This is a genomic window from Rhodococcus sp. NBC_00297, from assembly GCF_036173065.1.
Lineage (GTDB): Bacteria > Actinomycetota > Actinomycetes > Mycobacteriales > Mycobacteriaceae > Rhodococcoides.
Window position 1 is genome coordinate 1,931,002 of sequence record NZ_CP108041.1, and the last position, 17,415, is coordinate 1,948,416.

Annotated in this window: 20 protein-coding genes; 10 read left to right on the forward strand and 10 right to left on the reverse strand. The window is 67.9% G+C overall.

The features are described 5' to 3' along the window. Positions 1–14 precede the first annotated feature (14 nt). From OG947_RS09210 to OG947_RS09220, 3 genes are read left to right on the forward strand one after another with little or no spacing between them, the layout of a single operon-like run. Entirely contained in the window at positions 15–530 is a 516-nt protein-coding gene (locus OG947_RS09210) for a polyketide cyclase (protein ID WP_027506497.1), read from the forward strand. Continuing rightward, the gene (locus OG947_RS09215; RefSeq protein ID WP_027506498.1) at positions 527–1,078 is read left to right on the forward strand and encodes a DUF2231 domain-containing protein; all 552 of its coding nucleotides are present in this window, start codon (positions 527–529) and stop codon (positions 1,076–1,078) included. Before OG947_RS09210 ends, OG947_RS09215 begins: the two co-directional genes overlap by 4 nt. Continuing rightward, positions 1,075–1,251: a hypothetical protein gene (locus tag OG947_RS09220; RefSeq protein WP_155957085.1), complete on the forward strand. Its 177-nt coding sequence runs from the start codon at positions 1,075–1,077 to the stop codon at positions 1,249–1,251. The genes OG947_RS09215 and OG947_RS09220 overlap by 4 nt, the downstream gene beginning before the upstream one ends. Here OG947_RS09220 and OG947_RS09225 read toward each other — a convergent pair. The 9 genes from OG947_RS09225 to OG947_RS09265 all read right to left on the reverse strand — a co-directional run bounded on the left by OG947_RS09225 (position 1,232) and on the right by OG947_RS09265 (position 9,211). Next, positions 1,232–2,119 carry a polysaccharide deacetylase family protein gene (locus OG947_RS09225; RefSeq protein WP_056443505.1) on the reverse strand — a complete coding sequence of 296 codons (888 nt, stop codon included), beginning with the start codon at positions 2,117–2,119 and terminating at the stop codon, positions 1,232–1,234. The two genes, OG947_RS09220 and OG947_RS09225, sit on opposite strands and share 20 nt — an antisense overlap. After that, positions 2,119–2,688: a hypothetical protein gene (locus OG947_RS09230; RefSeq protein ID WP_328813747.1), complete on the reverse strand. Its 570-nt coding sequence runs from the start codon at positions 2,686–2,688 to the stop codon at positions 2,119–2,121. Before OG947_RS09230 ends, OG947_RS09225 begins: the two co-directional genes overlap by 1 nt. Positions 2,689–2,723: 35 nt before the next feature. Beyond that, the gene (locus OG947_RS09235; RefSeq protein WP_222646850.1) at positions 2,724–3,851 is read right to left on the reverse strand and encodes a TDT family transporter; all 1,128 of its coding nucleotides are present in this window, start codon (positions 3,849–3,851) and stop codon (positions 2,724–2,726) included. Between the two features lie 74 nt (positions 3,852–3,925). Next, a complete protein-coding gene (locus tag OG947_RS09240) occupies positions 3,926–4,813 on the reverse strand; it encodes a LysR family transcriptional regulator (RefSeq protein WP_328813748.1) in 888 nt (295 codons plus the stop codon). Between the two features lie 36 nt (positions 4,814–4,849). Beyond that, positions 4,850–5,131 (reverse strand): hypothetical protein, encoded by a 282-nt coding sequence (locus OG947_RS09245; protein WP_222638897.1) that lies wholly within the window; start codon positions 5,129–5,131, stop codon positions 4,850–4,852. Between the two features lie 179 nt (positions 5,132–5,310). Then, entirely contained in the window at positions 5,311–5,601 is a 291-nt protein-coding gene (locus OG947_RS09250) for a hypothetical protein (RefSeq protein WP_328813749.1), read from the reverse strand. A gap of 87 nt (positions 5,602–5,688) precedes the next feature. Continuing rightward, on the reverse strand, positions 5,689–7,221 hold the full coding sequence (locus OG947_RS09255) for an AMP-binding protein (protein ID WP_328813750.1): 1,533 nt from the start codon (positions 7,219–7,221) through the stop codon (positions 5,689–5,691). A gap of 1 nt (position 7,222) precedes the next feature. Beyond that, positions 7,223–8,350 carry a DUF5938 domain-containing protein gene (locus OG947_RS09260; protein WP_056443486.1) on the reverse strand — a complete coding sequence of 376 codons (1,128 nt, stop codon included), beginning with the start codon at positions 8,348–8,350 and terminating at the stop codon, positions 7,223–7,225. 57 nt (positions 8,351–8,407) lie between these two features. After that, positions 8,408–9,211: an SDR family NAD(P)-dependent oxidoreductase gene (locus tag OG947_RS09265; RefSeq protein ID WP_042574244.1), complete on the reverse strand. Its 804-nt coding sequence runs from the start codon at positions 9,209–9,211 to the stop codon at positions 8,408–8,410. Positions 9,212–9,361: 150 nt separating this feature from the next. Between OG947_RS09265 and OG947_RS09270 the strand changes: the two genes are divergently transcribed. The 4 genes from OG947_RS09270 (at position 9,362) to OG947_RS09285 (ending at position 12,219) form a co-directional block, all read left to right on the forward strand. Beyond that, complete coding sequence (locus OG947_RS09270) at positions 9,362–10,006, forward strand: TetR/AcrR family transcriptional regulator (protein ID WP_328813751.1); 645 nt, start codon at positions 9,362–9,364, stop codon at positions 10,004–10,006. Continuing rightward, entirely contained in the window at positions 9,984–11,195 is a 1,212-nt protein-coding gene (locus OG947_RS09275; RefSeq protein ID WP_328813752.1) for an MFS transporter, read from the forward strand. The genes OG947_RS09270 and OG947_RS09275 overlap by 23 nt, the downstream gene beginning before the upstream one ends. Continuing rightward, on the forward strand, positions 11,192–11,701 hold the full coding sequence (locus tag OG947_RS09280; RefSeq protein WP_328813754.1) for a GNAT family N-acetyltransferase: 510 nt from the start codon (positions 11,192–11,194) through the stop codon (positions 11,699–11,701). The genes OG947_RS09275 and OG947_RS09280 overlap by 4 nt, the downstream gene beginning before the upstream one ends. A 116-nt stretch (positions 11,702–11,817) precedes the next feature. Beyond that, a complete protein-coding gene (locus OG947_RS09285; protein ID WP_222633199.1) occupies positions 11,818–12,219 on the forward strand; it encodes an ASCH domain-containing protein in 402 nt (133 codons plus the stop codon). A 196-nt stretch (positions 12,220–12,415) separates the two neighbouring features. Here OG947_RS09285 and OG947_RS09290 read toward each other — a convergent pair whose 3' ends face one another. Continuing rightward, complete coding sequence (locus OG947_RS09290) at positions 12,416–13,312, reverse strand: hydroxymethylglutaryl-CoA lyase (RefSeq protein WP_056443478.1); 897 nt, start codon at positions 13,310–13,312, stop codon at positions 12,416–12,418. A gap of 137 nt (positions 13,313–13,449) precedes the next feature. Here OG947_RS09290 and OG947_RS09295 point away from each other — a divergent pair, with 137 nt between their 5' ends. From OG947_RS09295 to OG947_RS09305, 3 genes are read left to right on the forward strand one after another with little or no spacing between them, the layout of a single operon-like run. Next, a complete protein-coding gene (locus OG947_RS09295) occupies positions 13,450–14,115 on the forward strand; it encodes a GntR family transcriptional regulator (protein ID WP_328813755.1) in 666 nt (221 codons plus the stop codon). Further along, positions 14,112–15,317, forward strand: coding sequence for a CaiB/BaiF CoA transferase family protein (locus OG947_RS09300; protein ID WP_056443476.1), 1,206 nt, complete (start codon positions 14,112–14,114; stop codon positions 15,315–15,317). The genes OG947_RS09295 and OG947_RS09300 overlap by 4 nt, the downstream gene beginning before the upstream one ends. A gap of 38 nt (positions 15,318–15,355) precedes the next feature. Beyond that, the gene (locus tag OG947_RS09305) at positions 15,356–17,410 is read left to right on the forward strand and encodes a hydantoinase/oxoprolinase family protein (RefSeq protein ID WP_328813756.1); all 2,055 of its coding nucleotides are present in this window, start codon (positions 15,356–15,358) and stop codon (positions 17,408–17,410) included. Positions 17,411–17,415 lie beyond the last annotated feature (5 nt).

Sequence of the window (17,415 nt, forward strand, 5' to 3'; positions counted from 1 at the left end):
TGCAGACTGGACCCATGACCGACGAACGACTCGAGTTTCAGCGCGTGATGCCGTTGCCCGCGGCGGACATCTTCGACGTGCTCTGCGATCCCGACGGCCACGTCGCCATCGACGGCTCGGGCATGTTGATGAGCGCGGACGGCGCACCCGTGACGTCCGCGGGAGACACCTTCGTCGTGCACATGGATCGCGAGGCACTCGGCGACCTCCCGATGGGTACCTACGACGTCGAGGTCACCATCGCGACCTTCGAGCGCGATCGGGACATCTCGTGGACGATCGTCGGCACGGTCCGACCGCCCATCGGCCACCGCTACGGGTACCGGCTCGCGCCGCACTCCTTCGAGGACGGCACGGAGGGCACCCTCGTCACGTCCTACTACGACTGGTCCGACATCCATCCCGACTGGCGGGAGCGTGACATATTCCCCGTGGTGTCCGGATCGTCCCTGCGCGTGACCCTCGGCATTCTCGAGCGCACCGTGCGTCGCGGTTACCCTCGACCGCTGCGGGTATCCGACACGGTATGAATCTCACACCGCTGTTCCACCCGCTCGAGAAGGCGACGTTCCTCGATCCGGTCAGCGACCCCGTCGCCGGGAAGCTCCGATCCGCTCTCGAGGGGACGAAGGTCGACGGCCTCCTCCGTGGGACCTTCGTCGGCCACCCGATGCATCCCATCATGGCCTACTCCTCGGTCGGATTGTGGACCAGCGCAGTCTTTCTCGATGTCACCGGTGGAGACTCCGCGGCAGCGCGGCGCCTCATCGGTGCCGGACTGGTGACCGCCCCCACCGCACTGGTGACGGGGTGGGCGACGTGGTCGACGCTCAACGCGGAACAGCGACGAGTGGGTCTGATCCACGCGAGCACCAACGCCGTAGCCCTGGCTCTGTTCACGGCGTCGTATCGCCGGCGCGCGAAGGCAGCGGACGCGTCGTCGCCGCCGGACACCACGTCGAAGGCGCTCGCACTCGCCGGATTCGCCGTCGCCGGTCTGGGCGGCGCTCTCGGCGGTCATCTCGGGTACAACATGGGAGCGGGAGTCGCGGCACGGGCACTCCCGGCGGGCGTGTGAGTACCGACGAGGTGTTCGCCCAGTTGCGAGCACGCGGTGTCACGGCCGAGGGTGCACGGCGCTTCGCGGACGGCAGTGCCGAGAACCTCGATCCGGAGGCCCTCGCGGCACTCACCGAGGCGAACCTCACCGAGGCGCAGCTGCACGACTACGTCACGCAGGCGGCGGAGTGACCGTCCGATAGTGCTCGGCGATGTCGCCGGCGGTGGTGAACCAGACACCGTCGGCGTGCGACGTCAGGTGATCCAGCGCGCGACGAAAGCGTCTGAGCCGGTGCGGTTGCCCGGTGAGGAACGTGTGGGTGGAGATGGCCAACACGCGCGGTGCGCGCCGCGACTGCTCCTTCAGCTCGTCGAACGAGTCGACGACGATGTGCTCGAAATCCTCCGCGGACCCGTGGTGATGGACGAACACCGGAAGGTCGTTGACCTCGTGCGGGTACGGAACACTCAGTAGAGGTCCACCGCGCGTGGCCATCCACACCGGCTGGTCGTCGATCGGCCAGTCGAGCGTGTACTCGAATCCCTGCTCCGCCAACAGGTCCTCCGTCACCCGGCTCGGGTTCGCGCCGGGGCTCATCCAACCCCGAGGCGGCGAACCCTCGTGTGACTCGATCGCCCGTCGTACCGCCTCGATGGTGCGACGTTCCGCGTCCTCGTCCTGCTGGTTCGGCTGCTCGGCGTTGGTGCGGCCGTGGGCGACGACGTCCGCGCCGAGTGCGCGATACGCCGCCACCAGATCGGGAGCGTGCTCGTAGATCTCGGCGTTGACGAGCAGAGTCGGACGAATTCCGCTGTCGCGCAACGTGTCGGCCAACGCGAAGCCACCCGCCCTGTTGCCGTACTCGCGCCAACCCCAGTTGTAGGTGTTCGGCTGGTCCATTCCCGGCGTCCATCCCAGCCCGGGAGCTCCGTCGTCGTACGGGAAGTGCTCGCAGTTGACGGCGACGTACACCGCGAGGGACGCGCCGCCCGGCCACGAGAACGACGGACGGGACGTGATGGGCGAGTACGGGAATCGGCCGTGCGAGGGCAGTGCCATCACTCGCCCCGACTCGTACGGATCGCGGCGCGGAGGCCGTCGAGATAGGGCTCCATGTCGGTCTCCGACGTCAGCGCCACCGCCTCGACAGGGTGGTGCCGCGCCTCGACCACCACACCGTGGTCGCCCACCGTCGCCGACGCCCACCACCGTTCCTGCCCGCCGTGCATCTCGAAGTCGGTGTCCGCGCCGTTTACCGGCACGACGACGCGACGCGCCTCCGTCGCCGCGATGGCCTCACGTCGCCGCTTGTACTCGGGCGACATCGGCGTCAGACCGATCGCCGACAGCATCGCCTTCAGCGCCGTGCGGTGCGCGTCCTTCGTGGTGGTGGTGACCTCGACGAAGGGACCGTCGATGTCGTCGCCGTCCCAGTCGACCTCACCGTGCCGCAGTGTCACGCTGGTCAGTACGTCGTTCTCCCGCGACCACGGGCCCATCACCCGCACCCCGTTCCACCCGTTCACCGTGTAGGTCGGGAAGGTGGTCGACTCGGCGCGGATCTGATCCTCGATCGCGCGTTGCTGGGTCCAGAACTCGTCGGGCGTGAGGTGGCCGGTGATCTCCATGCCTCCAGTGTGCCCACTTCGCCGTCGTGCGACTCTCACGCCGGAAGAAACACCCGGCCGCGATACGCCTCGCGCACCGTCCTCGTCGCCACCGTCGTCCACGCCGTCACCAGCACGGCGAACAGCACGACCGCCAGTGCCTCGACGACGGACGACTCCAGCGCGCGCCCCAACGCCGCCGCGCCGGTGACGCATGTTCCGACCGGGAAGGTGAACGACCACCATGCCAACGAGAAGCGCAGTCCTCGGCGCGCCGCGTGCACGGTCAGCGCCGTGGCCAGGGCGAACATCATCGCTCCGAAGCCGCCCATCACCATTCCGAAGAGGATTCCCGCCGCACGCAGGACCACCGCCACCTCGCTCCGGTCACCGGTGAACACCATCGCCGCATCGGCACCCAGGAGGTTGGCCGCGGTGACGGACTGGCCGATGACGCCGAGAGTGATCCATATAGTCGGTGCAGCCTGGACCGGGAGGACGGCGCCGTGCAGCAGTCGACCGAGAACCGCGGTCGTCACCATCAGCCCGGTCACGAGTGCCAATCCGAACAGCGCGTAGCAGCCGACGAGCATCGCGAGCCGCCACTGCCCGTCGGCGATGTGCGGGAGGAGAAGTGCACCGGTGGATGCCGAGACCATCGGCGGCACCACGGGCATCAGCCATGCCGGGAGCGCGACCGTGTCGGCACTGCGGCCGCGGGTGATCATCACGTACGGGACGACGACACTGGTCGCGAGCCCCAGCGCGGTACCCACCGTCCAGAGGACGACGAAGATCGAGGTGGCCAGGCTCTGCCCGATGATGTCCACGCCGAGGAGGCTCGTGCCGGCACCGACGGTGAGCAGGGCCATGGGCGGCGCGCCGTAGAACTGCATCATGACCGGGTGGGCCGCGTGGGCCTGCGCGACGCGGCGGTGCGCGAGCCAGTGCGCGGCGAACAGGGTCGACACGACGACGAGGACAGTCGAGGCGAGCAGCCACATGACGACGGCTGCCATGTGGAGCACGACATTCTGCACGGGCAGCGTTGCTGCGGCAGTGGCGACGATTCCGGTCCCCATCACCGATGCGAACCAGTTCGGCGTGATGTGCTCGATCACGCTGCCGGGCGAGTCGAGATCGCGGAGCAGCCCGTGCGATGTCGCGGTCCGGAAGGTCGTCATGCCTTCACAGTGCGCCGGGACGGCGACGATCAGTAGTGGTCGTGCTCTTGTCACCCCACAAACGCTGTTTGTGGCTACTGCCGGGCAATGTCGAGGAAGTCGCGACGTGGACCGCGCAGTGCTGCAGACAGGCTCCAGACCGCGCGCAGCTCACGCGTCATCGAAACACCGGGAACGTCGATGCGCACCAACGCGCCACTCCGCAGCTCCCCCTCCACCGCGAGGGACGACACCACCGCCGGCGCATTCGCCGATATGGCAGCAGACTTGACAGCGGTGACGGAGTTGAGCTCGATGAGCGGCGGAACCGTCGGGCGGACGGCGCTCTCGTACGTGGTGCGGGTTCCCGACCCCGGCTCCCGTTGCACCAGAGCCGTCGTCTGCAGCAGCTCCATCGACGCCGCACGTCTGGTCGCCCACGGGTGGGACGGTCCCGTGACGATGATCAACTCGTCGTGCGCGACGACGGCGACCCCGAGCCCGGCCGGCACGTCGGGCCCTTCGACGAAGCCGATGTCCGCGCGCCCGTCCAGCACCTGCTCGGCGACCTCCGCCGAGTTCATCAGTCGCATCTGCACCTGGACGTCGGGCGACTGTCTGCGCATCGACAGCATCCACGCCGGCACGAGGTGCTCGGCGACGGTCATACTCGCGGCGATGGTGAGCGTCGCATTGCCCTCGCGCAGAAGCGATGTCACTCCTGTCGCGAACTTCTCGGCCGAGTCGAGGATGCCGCCCGCCCACTCCATGACCGCGACGCCCTCGGGGGTCAGGGCGACACCGCTCGTCCCGCGATCGAAGATGCGGACACCGATGTCCCGTTCCGCAGCACGCACTCGCGCGCTGACCGCCTGCTGACTCAACCCGTGTTCGCGGCCCGCTGCCGTCATGCTGCCCAACCGGGCGACGGACACCATCACATCGAGGGCTCCGAGGTCCGGTACCCGCGGCGACAATGGCATCCGCCCACCGTAGCGACTGCGCCGGTGGGCTCGGGGTCAGCTACCGAAGCCTGCTCGGATACCGACGAGCTGGTACGTGCCGAAGGCGAGGCCGGGCGCACAGTTCACGAGGATGATGTCGCCTCGTTCGCGGTACTCCGCCGCCGTCTCCTGGCAATTCTTCGCAGGCGGGAAGTAGAACTCACCGAAGGTCTGGAAATAGAGCGGGCCGATCGATGGTGCTGCAGACGCCGTCGCCCCGCCCGACAGGGCAATGGCAGCGGCTCCGGCGCCTGCCACGGTGGCACCGACGAGTGAACGGGTGATTCGACGAGACATGGTGGACCTCCTGGTTGGACGTACCGTTCGGTCCGTTTACGGTAGACCCGGTCTCCCGCCGTGTACAGAGGTCGAGCTGCGTGCCGCTTCCCGCGGGAGTTACGTCGTACCGCGCCGGTTGCAGTGCCCGCGGCAACACGAATCGACCGCGGGAATTCGTCGGTCGAGTTCGCCGACGATCAGCTCCCGAAGAGATCCGTGCGGATTCCGACGAGCTGATAGCCGGGGTACGCGAGATTGATGGCGCAGTCGACGAGGATGATGTCGCCCCGTTCGCGATACCGTGCCGCCGTGTTCTGGCAGTTCTCACTCGCAGGAATGACGAGCACGCCGAACGATTGCCAGTAGATAGGGCCCTGAGCGGGTGCCGCCGACGCCGTTGCAGAACCCGACAGGGCGATGGCGACTGCTCCGGCGCCGGCGGCTGTGGCTGTGGCTCCGACGAGTGTGCGGGTGAGACGACGAGACATGGTGGACCTCCTGGCTGGACGTACCGTTCGGTCCGTTCACGGTAGACCCGGCCATTCGCCGTGTACAGAGGTCGAGCGACCCACGCACTACATCGTCATGGTGTACCTGACCTCGTTCTTCAGGATCTTTCCGACCTTCGACCGGGGCAGAAGATCCCAGACCTCGATGTTCTTCGGCGCCTTCACGCTGCCGATGCGTTCTTTGACGAAGGCGATCAGTGCGGCGGGATCCACCTCCTGCCCGGCGCGCAGCTCGACAGCCGCCACGACCCGTTCGCCCCATTTCTCGTCGGGGAGACCCACCACGGCCGACTCCTTCACTGCAGGGTGAGCGAGCAGAGCCTGCTCGACTTCGGCCGAGTAGACGTTGAAGCCGCCCGTGATGATCATGTCCTTCGCGCGGTCCACGACGTAGAGGAAGCCCTCGTCGTCGAGGTATCCGATGTCGCCCGTGTGGTGCCAACCGTGAGCGCCCACCTCTGCCGTCGCCGCCGGATTGTCGTGATAGCCGTCCATGACCAGGGGACCGCGCACGACGATCTCGCCACGCTCACCGGTGCCGACGAGGTCGCCCTTCTCGGTCATGATCGCGACCGTGGTCAAGGGTGTCGGACGACCGGCCGAGGTGAGCCGTTCCGTCGCCACCGTGCCGTCCGGACGAAAGTGGTCCGCCGGCGCCAGGGTGGCGATCATGTTGGGCGCCTCGGTCTGTCCGAACAGCTGCCCCAGCACCGGCCCGATGCGCGTGAGCGCTTCCTCGAGCCGCGTCGGCGACATCGGCGCCGCCCCGTACCAGAGGCAGCGGAGAGACGACAGGTCCCGATGATCCAGCTCCGGGTGGTCGAGCACGCCGTAGATCACCGTCGGAGGCAGGAACGCATGGGTGATGCGGTGCCGTTCGACCAGCGCCAGGAACTCCCCGATGTCGGGGGCCGCCATGATGACCACCTCGCCGCCGAGACTCAGGATCGGGAACGTCAGCACACCGGCGGAGTGTGTGAGCGGCGCCAGCGCGAGATACCGCGGACGCACACCGAAGGGATAGCTCATCAGCGCGAGCGCCGTCGAGGTCATCATGTTGTCCTCGGTCAGCCGCACCCCTTTCGGCTTTCCCGTGGTGCCGCCCGTTCCCGCCAGCATCGCGAGCCCGCGCGGCGGCCGCCTGTCCGCGTCGAGCTCGCCGCGGTGTTCGGCGAGCCACGACTCGAACGGGATCGACCACTCCGTGTCACCGTCGAGGCAGACCAGTCGCACGAGGTGCGGCAGATCGCCTCGGATCCGGTCGACCAGATCGGTGAATCGGCTCTGGAAGAACAGATTTCGGCATCCGAAGAGATCGAACAGCTGGCGGTTCTCGTCGGCCTCGTTCCGCGGATTCACCGGGCACCACACCGCGCCGGCGCGCGAGATGCCGAACACGCACGTCAGCGCCAGCGGGTCGTTACCGGACAGGACGGCGACGCGATCGCCGGCCTCGACACCGTCGTGTTGCAGCGCCGCGGCGATCTCGACCGACCGGTCGTACACCTCACCGTAGGTGGAGGTGTCACCCCCGGCCGTGAGGCACGGTGCCCCACGGCCGAGCGAGACGCCCTTGTCCAGGTAGTCGGAGAGTCGCATCTCAGCGGTGCACGGAGACGATCGGGTCCAGGACCAGACCGAACGCCCGCAGCGTGCCGAGCAACTCGCGATGACCGAACGCCTCACAGCTGGAGGCGAATCCGACCTTGCGCGGAGCTCCCTGCAGAAGTGCGGCAGCCCCGTGTGCGTTGAGCAGCGCGGTCTGCTTGTAGTTGCAGTTGCCGTGGATGACGCAGTGTGCGCGGCCCAGCGGACCCGATGCGTACACCGAGTCCAGCGAGGTGTTCAGGCGCGGATTCTCTCGGGGCGGCATCTCGCTGCGGATCGCGGACGACTGCTCGTCGATGATGCGGTACTTCTCCTCGTCGGACTTGCCCTCCATCTGTTCGAGGGCGGCGGCCACCAACAGCGGAACCGCCTTCATCAGAGGTGGATTGAAGACACCGCCGAGAGCCTTCGCGGTGGTGACCCGCGGGTCGTTCTTGAACCAGACCGGGTGCGACGTGCCGCCCCACGGCAACGCCAGGCCGAGATCGTGCTGACCGGGAACGCTCACGGTGTAGAGCCCGGCGTCGGCGGGCCACTCGACGTACTCGTTCTCCTCCAGGTAGTACGCCTTGGAGAACGCGGCGTTGGTGAGGATGGTGTTGGTCGAGGCGACGGTGGGGTGCCCCTTCCAGAACACCTGGATGTCGAGGCTGTTCAGACCCGGGTTCTCCAAGCAGATGTTCGCGGCGATCTCACCGATGGAGTACATCTGCGCGAGGCCCGGCGTGAGAACCAGTCCCTGCGAGGCGAAGTCGGCGCTGTACTGCGCCTCGGCGTCGATCATCCAGTTCTGCTCGCCGTTGGTGTCGGTGTAGTGCGCACCGATGGCCAGGCAGGCCTGCGCCACCTCGTGGCCGTAGCGGGCGAACGGTCCCACGGTGTTGAGGACCACGGTCGCGCCGCGGAAGGCCTCGGTCAGCGCCTCCACGGTGTGCTCGACCTCGACGATCTCGTGCTCGACGGTGTCGATACCCGGCACGGCACTCACGGCATCCTTCAGGCGGGCGTGATCGCGGCCGGCGGCCAGGAAGGGAATGTTGTACTCGCGCAGGTACTCACAGATGAGGCGGCCCGTGTAGCCGGACGCTCCGTAGACGACGACGCGCTTGTCAGTGGGCATGGTTGATCTCCTGGTTCGAAGTGGGGTGGTCGAGAGCCGTGCTGGTGGGGCGGCAGGTCACATGCCCATGCCGCCGTCGACGGGGAGCCCCGCGCCGGTGATGAACTTCGCGGCGTCGGACGACAGGAACACCACGGCGTCCGCCATGTCGTCGACCTGGCCGAGTCGACCGAGGGGCGTCAGTTCCACGACGGTCTGCACTGCCGCCTCGACGGACGGGAACAGGCCGAGTTCCGCGGTGTCGACCGCGAGCTTGTTGCCCATCGCGGTCGGGGTCAGTGCCGGATAGATGCAGTTGACGCGCACGCCGTAGCCGAGCTTTCCCGATTCGGCGGCCGCGACCCGGGTCAGTCGGTCGATGCCCGATTTCGTGGCGGAGTAGAGGCTGATTCCGGGGAACGCGATGGTGGCGGCGACCGAGGCGATGTTGACCACCGATCCGCCCTTACCGGCCTTGCCACCGGGGCGCATCGCGCGGAATGCGTGCTTCACGCCGAGTGCGGTGCCGATGACGTTGACCTGCAGCATCGCGGACGCCGCCTCGGCGTCGAGATCGGCGATGAGACTGGTGACCTCGATACCCGCGTTGTTGACGACGATGTCGAGGCCGCCCAGTGCGCCGATGGTCGACTCGACCGCCGCCTCCCAGGCCGCGTCGTCCGTGACGTCGAGCTGGACGAACTCCGCTTTCGCTCCTGTGGCCCGCAGCGCCTCGACCGTCTCCTGACCACCCGCGGCATTGATGTCGGCGATGGCGACGGACGCTCCTGCCGCCGCGAGAGCCTGCGCCATTCCCGCGCCGAGGCCCTGCGCACCGCCTGTGACCAGTGCCGTTCGTCCGGTCAGGTCGTAACTCGTCATGTCCGCTCTCCTTGTTCGAAGCGTTCTTCGCGTGGAATCACATCCGCTGTTCGATGTGATGCAGGCAACACTAGGGACAAGTCTTGACAGTCGTCAAGAAAACTCTTGACGACTGTCAAGAGTTCGTCGATGCGGCGGTATGCTTTCCGGGTGACCCAGACCACCGACCCCCGACTTCGCGTCGAGGAGCGCTCTCGAGACAAGTTCGAGGCGCGTCGCAGCGAGCTCGCACTGGCGACTCTCGCGACGTTGGCGGAACTCGGTTACGCCCGCACCAGCCTCCGCGAGATCGCTCAGAACTCCGAGTACTCGCACGGCGTCCTGCACTACTACTTCTCCAACAAGCTCGATCTCATCGCGCATGCCGTGCGGCAGTACGAGGAGATCTGTGTGACGCGGTACGACGACGTCGTCGCCGGGGCCGAGTCCGCGGAGCAGCTGCGACGCTCGTTCACCGAGACCTTCTTCGGCACTCTGCTCGCCGACGCGGCGATCCACCGCCTTTGGTACGACCTGCGCAATCAGAGCCTGTTCGATTCCTCCTTCCGTGCCGACGTCCTCGAGATCGAGTCCCGGCGCGAGGAGATGATCTGGCGCGTCGTCTCCCGGTACTGCGAACTCGTCGGAGCGGCGCCTGTTCTCACGCCGGCCACCGCCTACATCACCATCGACGGCATCTTCCAGCGCGCCCTGCTGAACCAGATCGCCGAGCGCCACCCCGACGTCGACGAGGGCCGGGCTCAACTCGACGCCGTCTTCGACATGGTGACCGGTGGCGTACCCTCCTCCCACTGACGACCGCGCCGCGGATCCGCTCGGCTATCTCGGCATCGTCCGATTACCCGGTGCCGCACGCGCTTTCCTCCCCGCACTGCTCGGCCGCCTGGCCTTCGCGATGGTCGGACTGGTCATCCTGTTGGCGGTGCAGCGTGCCACCGGATCGTTCGCGGTCGCGGGTTCCGCGACGGGTGCGTTCGGTGTCGCCAATGTGGTGGCGTCACCGTATCGGGCACGTCTCGTCGACCGCATCGGTCAGCGGCGAGCCCTCGTCTCGATGGCCGTCGGATTCGCTACGGCCCTGGGCACTCTGGCCGTTCTGACGTACGTCGATGCCCCGGCCTGGTCCCTGGTGCTCGGCAGTCTGGTCACCGGATTCTTCCCTCCCCCACTCGGTGCCTCGATGCGTGTCGTCTGGAGCTCGCTGACGCCGCCGGGGCCGACCCGCACCCGCGCCTACAGTCTCGATGCCGTGAGCGAGGAGTCGATGTTCACCATCGGTCCCCTCCTCGGCGCCACCCTCGTCACCGCCCTGTCCCCGTCGATCGCACTCGCCGCCACGGGATGCGTCGCCGTCGTCGGCACGGTCGGCATGACCACCAGCCGGCACTCGCGCGGACACGGCCCGCGCACGACAGGGACCACTCCCTCGTCGCGCCCACTCCGCCGGCCCGGCTTCGTCGGTGTCCTGACAGCGATGGCAGGGGTCGGGGCCGTCCTGGGAACCGTGGAGATCGCCGCCACAGCCTTCGCCGCGAAGCAGGGAGCCATCGGATCGGCCGGAACGCTTCTCGCGGCGCTCGGAGCCGGAAGTGTCTGCGGTGGACTGCTGTACGGGCGCCGGAGCTGGGCCGGCTCGCTGACCCGTCGACTTCTGACGACGGTCCTGATGATGGCCGTCCTCACCTCCCTGCTGTCGCTGGTCTCGACCACGGTGCCGCTGCACGTCGGACTGTTCCTGTTGGGCTTCTGCATCGCGCCCGCCCTGGTGACGGGGTACCTGCTGTCCGATCACCTCACCACCGCCGACGTGCGCACCGAGGCGTCGAGCTGGATCAACACCGCGGTGAACGCGGGCGCTGCTCTCGCCTCCGCGGGTATCGGCGTGGTGGTCGACTCCCGTTCTCCCGGTACAGGATTTCTGGTCGGTGGCGCCGCGGCGGCTCTCCTCCTCGTCCTGGCAGCGGTGACGAGGCCGCCCTCGTGACCGTCGTCGCCGTCACCGCGCGGCTCACTCTGCGCACCTATTCCCCCGACGACGAGCACCGGCTCGACTTCTACACCGATCCCGAGGTCTGCCGGTACCTCATGCACGAGCCGTGGACGGCGGAGGACGCACGGATCGCAGTGCAGAGACGCTGCGAGCGAACGAGTCTCGACACGGGGGCAATGAATGCTCTGGTCGAGCTGAACGGCCGGGTGATCGGCACTGTCTCCGCGTGGTTCGTCGCCGAGGACACCGTCGAACTCGGGTGGACCTTCGCGCGCGACGTCTCCGGCCACGGCTACGCCACCGAAGCGGTGCAGGCAATGCTCGACGAGGTACTCGCTCTGGACCGGGTCCGGCGCGTCACCGCGGAGATGGACGCGCGCAACGCAGCCTCCGCACGTCTGGCCCAGCGCGTGGGATTACGCGACGAGGAACTGCGCCTGCAGGACTGCTGGTGCAAGGGTGAGTGGACGGACACGCTCGTGTACTCGCTGAGCCGCTGACCTCGACCGGCCTCGGGCCTTCCCGCTGACCGCACAGGTTCTCGTAGGTGTCGCAGCGTCCGCAGCAACCGGGAACGTCCGCGGGAACCCCGACCCGCGTGCGCCATACTCGAGGAATGGCCGACATCGACTCTCTCCCCGTGGCCGAGTTCGCCTTCCCCGGGCCGCTACGCGATGCCCTCGTGTCGGCGATAGGCGCAGGCCGCAAGACGGCGACCACCTCACTGCGGGTGGAGTACGAGAACGAGCCGCTGCCCCGAGTGGGCGAGCGTCACAGGGTGATCGACTCCGGCGGCGCCACTGCCTGCGTCATCGAGATCACCGATGTACGCGTCAGCGCTCTCGGCGACGTCGACGATGCGCATGCCGTCGCGGAGGGTGAGGGTCACGCCGACATCGCCGCATGGCGTGCCGGGCACGAACGCTTCTGGCGATCCGACGAGATGGCGGACACGCTGGCCGGCCTCACCATCGACGACTCGACTCTCGTGGTCCTCGAACGGTTCCGGGTCGTCTGAGCCTTCGGCCTTCCCGCTGAGAAACGGCCGGCCTCCGGCCTTCCCGCTGAGAAACGGCCGGCCTCCGGCCTTCCCGCTGAGAAACGGCCGGCCTCCGGCCTTCCCGCTTGCCTTTCGTGTTCCCGTAGGCGTTGCATCTACCGCGGGAACACGAAACTCCCGCGGGAACACGAGTCACGGCCGTCTTTCCCGCAGGTCACCGCGGAGGAAAGCCACCCGCACGCCCGAGGAACCCCGGCACGTCCTTGCCCAGCGCCGAGCCGAGCCAGGTCGCGGCGTCGACCAGCACGTCCATGCTCACTCCCGTCTCGACGCCGGAGCGGTCGAGCGCGTAGATCAGGTCCTCGGACGCGATGTTCCCGGTGGCGGCGGGTGCGAACGGGCACCCACCGAAGCCGCCGATGCTGGCGTCGAGGGCCTGCGCCCCCATCTCCAATGCGGTCAGCGCGTTGGCGTAACCGGTGTTGCGCGTGTTGTGGAAGTGCCAGCGCTGCGGGATGTTCGGAGCGTTCCGGGTGGCGAGCTCCGCCAGTCGACGAACCTGCGCCGGCACTCCCACGCCGATGGTGTCGGCGAGGGCGATCTCGGCCGGTGCGCATTCGGCGATCCGTGCGACGAGTTCGCCGACTCGCACCGGATCCACCTCACCGCTGAACGGGCACCCGAACGATGCGGCGATGGTGACCGTGCCCGGCACCCCCGCCGTACGCGCATCCGTGATGATGTCGTGCGCCGCCGCCACCGCCTCGTCGACGGAGCACCCCTGGTTGCGCCTGCTGAACTCCTCCGTCGCGACGACCACGACGTTGACCTCGTCGACGCCGGCCGCCAGCGCGCGGTCGAGTCCACGTCGATTGAGCACCAACCCGATGTACGAGACGGAGCCGTCACGCGGGACGCCTGCCATGACCTCCTCGGCGCCGGCCATCTGCGGCACCCGCTTCGGGTTCACGAAGCTCACCGCCTCGATGCGCGTGGCACCCGAGGCGACGCTGCGCGTGATCAGTTCGATCTTGTCGTCGACGGAGAGGACAGCGTCCTCGTTCTGCAGTCCGTCACGGGGACCCACCTCGACAAGTTGCACCGCAGTCATGGGCCCATCCTGCGCCGACACGCCGTTGTATGCAATAGCGGATCGGAAACGAGAATTTAACGACGATTACCGGGACACGCCATCGTCATGGGCCTACATTGTGAACAATTCACCACCGACCACAGGGAGTCGCATCCATGGCGAGAGCCGTCGACCGCGTCTACGCGCACATCCGCGACAGCATCGTGTCCGGGACGTATGCGCCCGGTGCACGTCTCGGAGAGGTCGAGATCGCCGAACTCACCGAGACCAGCCGGACACCGGTGCGTGAGGCGCTGCGACAGCTCGAGATGGAGGGACTCGTCGAGGTTCTGCCGCATCGCGGGGCTCGGGTGTACCAGTGGACGGCGGACGACCTCGAGGAGATCTACGACCTGAGGATGACGCTCGAGGCCATGGCCGCGGCACGGGCGGCCTCACGTATCGGCGAGAAGGACGTCGACCGACTCGCCGAGCTGTGCGACCTCATGGAAACCGCGGCCGGGGAGGGAGCAGATCAACGCCTGGACCTGATGGCGCAGCTCAACGACGAGTTCCACGCCATCGTGCGCACTGCCGCGGCCAGCACCCGCCTCATCTCGATGCTCGGAGCGGTGATCCAGCTGCCGTTGGTGATGCGCACCTTCCATCGCTATGCCCCCGTCGATCTCGCACGCAGTCACGCCCACCATCGCGACCTGGTCGCGGCTCTACGCGCCGGCGACGAGACGTGGGCGGACTCGGTGATGCGCGCCCACGTCCGCGCCGCCAAACATGTTCTGCTTCAAGCCCTCACGACCGACGAGACGAAGGAGTCCTCATGAGCGAGGCCCCCACCGGCCCACTGTCCGATCTGCGTGTCGTGGAGATGGGTCAGCTTCTCGCCGGCCCCTTCTGCGGACAGTTGCTGGCCGACTTCGGCGCCGAGGTGATCAAACTCGAGCCGCCCGGCACCGGCGATCCGATGCGCCAGTGGGGTCGGGAGAAGCCGCACGGCAAGTCCCTGTGGTGGCCCGTCGTCGCGCGCGGCAAGAAGTCCGTGACCTGCAACCTGCGCAGCGCCGAGGGTCAGGACCTCGCCCGCCGGATCATCGCGGACGCCGACATCGTGGTGGAGAACTTCCGCCCCGGCACGATGGAGCGTTGGGGCCTCGGGTTCGACGCACTCCGGGAGATCAATCCGCGCCTCATCATGGCCAGGGTCACCGGGTACGGCCAGAACGGCCCCTACGCACCGCGGGCGGGCTTCGGGTCCATCGGCGAGGCCATGGGCGGAATCCGCTACGTCACCGGCAATCCCGAGATGCCGCCGTCTCGTACCGGCATCTCCCTCGGTGATTCACTCGCAGCCGTGTTCGCCACGATCGGCGTCCTCACCGCGCTGCATCACCGGGAGAACACCGGACGGGGGCAACTCGTCGACTCGGCCATCTACGAAGCGGTGCTCGCCATGATGGAATCCCTGCTGCCCGAGTGGGAGATCGGCGGGTACCAGCGTGAGCGGACCGGCTCCGTGCTGCCGAACATCGCGCCCAGCAACGTCTATCCCACCCTGGGCGGCGAGATGATCCTCGTCGCGGCCAACCAGGATTCGGTGTTCGGCCGATTGGTCACCGCGATGGACCGGACCGACCTGATCGAGGACGCCCGCTACCGCGACCACGAGGCGCGCGGGAAGAACATGACCGAGCTCGACGACATCGTCGGGGCCTGGACGTCCGCCCTCGACACCGACACCGTGCTCGACCTCCTGCACGAGGCGGGCGTTCCCGCCGGTCGCATCTACACAGCGCGGGACATGTTCGACGATCCGCACTTCGCCGCGCGCGAGGCCATCGTGCGTCTGGCGCACCCGGACTTCGGCGAGATCCCCATGGCGAACGTCGCACCGAAGCTCAGCGACAGTCCCGGCTCGGTCCGGCACGCCGGACCCGAACTGGGAGAACACAACTCCGACATCTACGGACGACTCCTCGGAGTCACGGAATCCGACCGGGCGGCGCTCGCGGAGCGCGGCATCATCTGACCTTCGCTCCTCTCACCCTCACAGCACGGGAGAACACCATGCGTTATCGACTCGGCGTCGACGTCGGCGGCACCTTCACCGACGTCTTGCTTCTCGAGGAGACGACCGGCACCACCTTCAGAGCCAAGACACCGTCCACCCCTGCGGACCAGTCGATCGGTGTGCTCAACGGCATCGCGAAGGTCTGCGCGGAGGCCGAGATCGAGCCGTCGGAGATCGGGCAGGTTCTGCACGGCACCACGGTCGCGACCAACGCCATCCTGCAGGGACGTGGTGCGCGCGTCGGGCTCGTCACCACGGACGGGTTTCGCCAGGTGCTGCAGATCGCGCGCTCCTTCGTCCCGGGCGGGCTCGCGGGGTGGATCATCTGGCCCAAGCCGGAACCGCTCGCGGCGCTCGAGAACACCGTCGAGGTGGTCGGGCGACTGGCTGCCGACGGGTCGGAGATCACTCCTCTCGACGAGGAGCAGGCCCGCGCGCAACTGCGTCGACTGGCCGGTGCGGGCATCGAGGCGCTGACCATCTCGTTGATCAACTCGTATGCGAACGACGCGCACGAGAAGCAGGTCGCGGCCTGGGCGGAGAGCGAACTGCCAGGCATTCCGGTCTCCATCTCGAGCCAGGTGCTTCCCGAGATGCGCGAGTACGAACGCACTCTGACGACGGTGGCCAACAGCTACGTGCAGCCGGAGGTCTCTCGCTACGTGCGGAACCTCGACCGGTCGCTGCAGGAGAAGGGCATCACGGCGCCGCTGTCGATCCTGCGCAGTGACGGTGGCCTGGTGCAGTCGGCCAAGGCGGCCGAGTCACCGGTGTCCCTGCTGCTGTCGGGCCCGGCGGGAGGCGTCACCGGCGCGGTGTGGTTCGCCGAGCAGGCCGGCTACTCCGACTTCCTGACCTTCGACATGGGCGGCACGTCGACGGACGTCGCACTGGTCCTCGGCGGTGAGCCGCGGATCGGTCGTGAGACCAAGGTCGGCGACCTCGCTGTGCGCGCCACCAGTGTGGACGTCCGGACGGTCGGTGCCGGCGGCGGGTCGATCGCCCATGTCCCCGAGCTCACGAAGGCGCTGCGGGTGGGTCCGCAATCCGCGGGAGCCGACCCCGGACCCGCGGCCTACGGCAACGGCGGCACGGAGCCGACGGTGACCGACGCCAACGTCGTGCTGGGGTACCTGCCTGCCGCTCTCGCGGGCGGTGAGGTGAGCCTCGACGTCGACGCGAGCAGGACGGCAGTGGCGACCATCGCCGACGCCATCGGGCTCGGCAGTCCCGAGGAAGCGGCGTCGGGCATCGTCGACATCGTCAATGAGAACATGTTCGGCGCACTCCGACTGGTGAGCGTGCAGCAAGGCTACGACCCCCGCGACTTCGCACTGGTGTCGTTCGGTGGCGCAGGTCCGCTGCACGCCAACGCACTCGGGCGTCTCACCGGCGCGTGGCCTGTCATCGTCCCGCCGTCGCCCGGCGTCCTCTGCGCCTACGGAGACGCCACCACCTGCGTCCGCGACGAGAGCGCTCGCACGATGATCCGTGCGTTCTCCGACACCGACGACGCCGAGCTGCGCACCGCCCTGGCGGAACTCGCGACGTCCGCGGCCGCACGACTGTCGGCCGAGGGCGTGCCCGCGGATCAGCAGACGGCGAAGTACCAGGTGGATCTCCGGTACCAGGGCCAGGGCTTCGAGATCCCCGTGGATCTCGACGCGAGCGCACTCGAGTCCGGCGATCTGCTGTCCACTCTGGGAACGGCATTCGACACCGAGCACGAGCGTCTCTTCTCGTTCCTGTTGAAGAACGAACGCGAGGTCATCAACCTGCGCGTCACGGTCAGCGGGCCGCGACCGGACGTGGCCTTCCAGCCGCTCGAGGAGGGCGGTGCGGATCCGTCGGCCGCACTGGTGTCCACGAACGACGTGTGGATGGACGGCGAGTACGCGAAGGCCGGCATCTACGACCGGGTGAAGTTGCTGGCAGGCAACGTCGTCGAGGGACCCGCCGTGATCACCGAGATGGACTCGACCACGTTGGTCCTCTCCGGTCACGCCGCGACGGTCCATTCCAGCGCCAGCCTTCTCATCGCTCCCCGCTGATCCCC

Bases quoted from the DNA above. Each gene is read 5' to 3' on its own strand.
- OG947_RS09235 (WP_222646850.1), bottom strand. From the start codon at position 3,851: ATGACGACCTTCCGGACCGCGACATCGCACGGGCTGCTCCGCGATCTC.
- OG947_RS09215 (WP_027506498.1), top strand. From the start codon at position 527: ATGAATCTCACACCGCTGTTCCACCCGCTCGAGAAGGCGACGTTCCTC.
- OG947_RS09225 (WP_056443505.1), bottom strand. From the start codon at position 2,119: ATGGCACTGCCCTCGCACGGCCGATTCCCGTACTCGCCCATCACGTCC.
- OG947_RS09300 (WP_056443476.1), top strand. From the start codon at position 14,112: ATGAGCGAGGCCCCCACCGGCCCACTGTCCGATCTGCGTGTCGTGGAG.
- OG947_RS09240 (WP_328813748.1), bottom strand. From the start codon at position 4,813: ATGCCATTGTCGCCGCGGGTACCGGACCTCGGAGCCCTCGATGTGATG.
- OG947_RS09245 (WP_222638897.1), bottom strand. From the start codon at position 5,131: ATGTCTCGTCGAATCACCCGTTCACTCGTCGGTGCCACCGTGGCAGGC.
- OG947_RS09255 (WP_328813750.1), bottom strand. From the start codon at position 7,221: ATGCGACTCTCCGACTACCTGGACAAGGGCGTCTCGCTCGGCCGTGGG.
- OG947_RS09210 (WP_027506497.1), top strand. From the start codon at position 15: ATGACCGACGAACGACTCGAGTTTCAGCGCGTGATGCCGTTGCCCGCG.
- OG947_RS09305 (WP_328813756.1), top strand. From the start codon at position 15,356: ATGCGTTATCGACTCGGCGTCGACGTCGGCGGCACCTTCACCGACGTC.
- OG947_RS09250 (WP_328813749.1), bottom strand. From the start codon at position 5,601: ATGTCTCGTCGTCTCACCCGCACACTCGTCGGAGCCACAGCCACAGCC.
- OG947_RS09295 (WP_328813755.1), top strand. From the start codon at position 13,450: ATGGCGAGAGCCGTCGACCGCGTCTACGCGCACATCCGCGACAGCATC.
- OG947_RS09265 (WP_042574244.1), bottom strand. From the start codon at position 9,211: ATGACGAGTTACGACCTGACCGGACGAACGGCACTGGTCACAGGCGGT.
- OG947_RS09230 (WP_328813747.1), bottom strand. From the start codon at position 2,688: ATGGAGATCACCGGCCACCTCACGCCCGACGAGTTCTGGACCCAGCAA.
- OG947_RS09290 (WP_056443478.1), bottom strand. From the start codon at position 13,312: ATGACTGCGGTGCAACTTGTCGAGGTGGGTCCCCGTGACGGACTGCAG.
- OG947_RS09260 (WP_056443486.1), bottom strand. From the start codon at position 8,350: ATGCCCACTGACAAGCGCGTCGTCGTCTACGGAGCGTCCGGCTACACG.
- OG947_RS09285 (WP_222633199.1), top strand. From the start codon at position 11,818: ATGGCCGACATCGACTCTCTCCCCGTGGCCGAGTTCGCCTTCCCCGGG.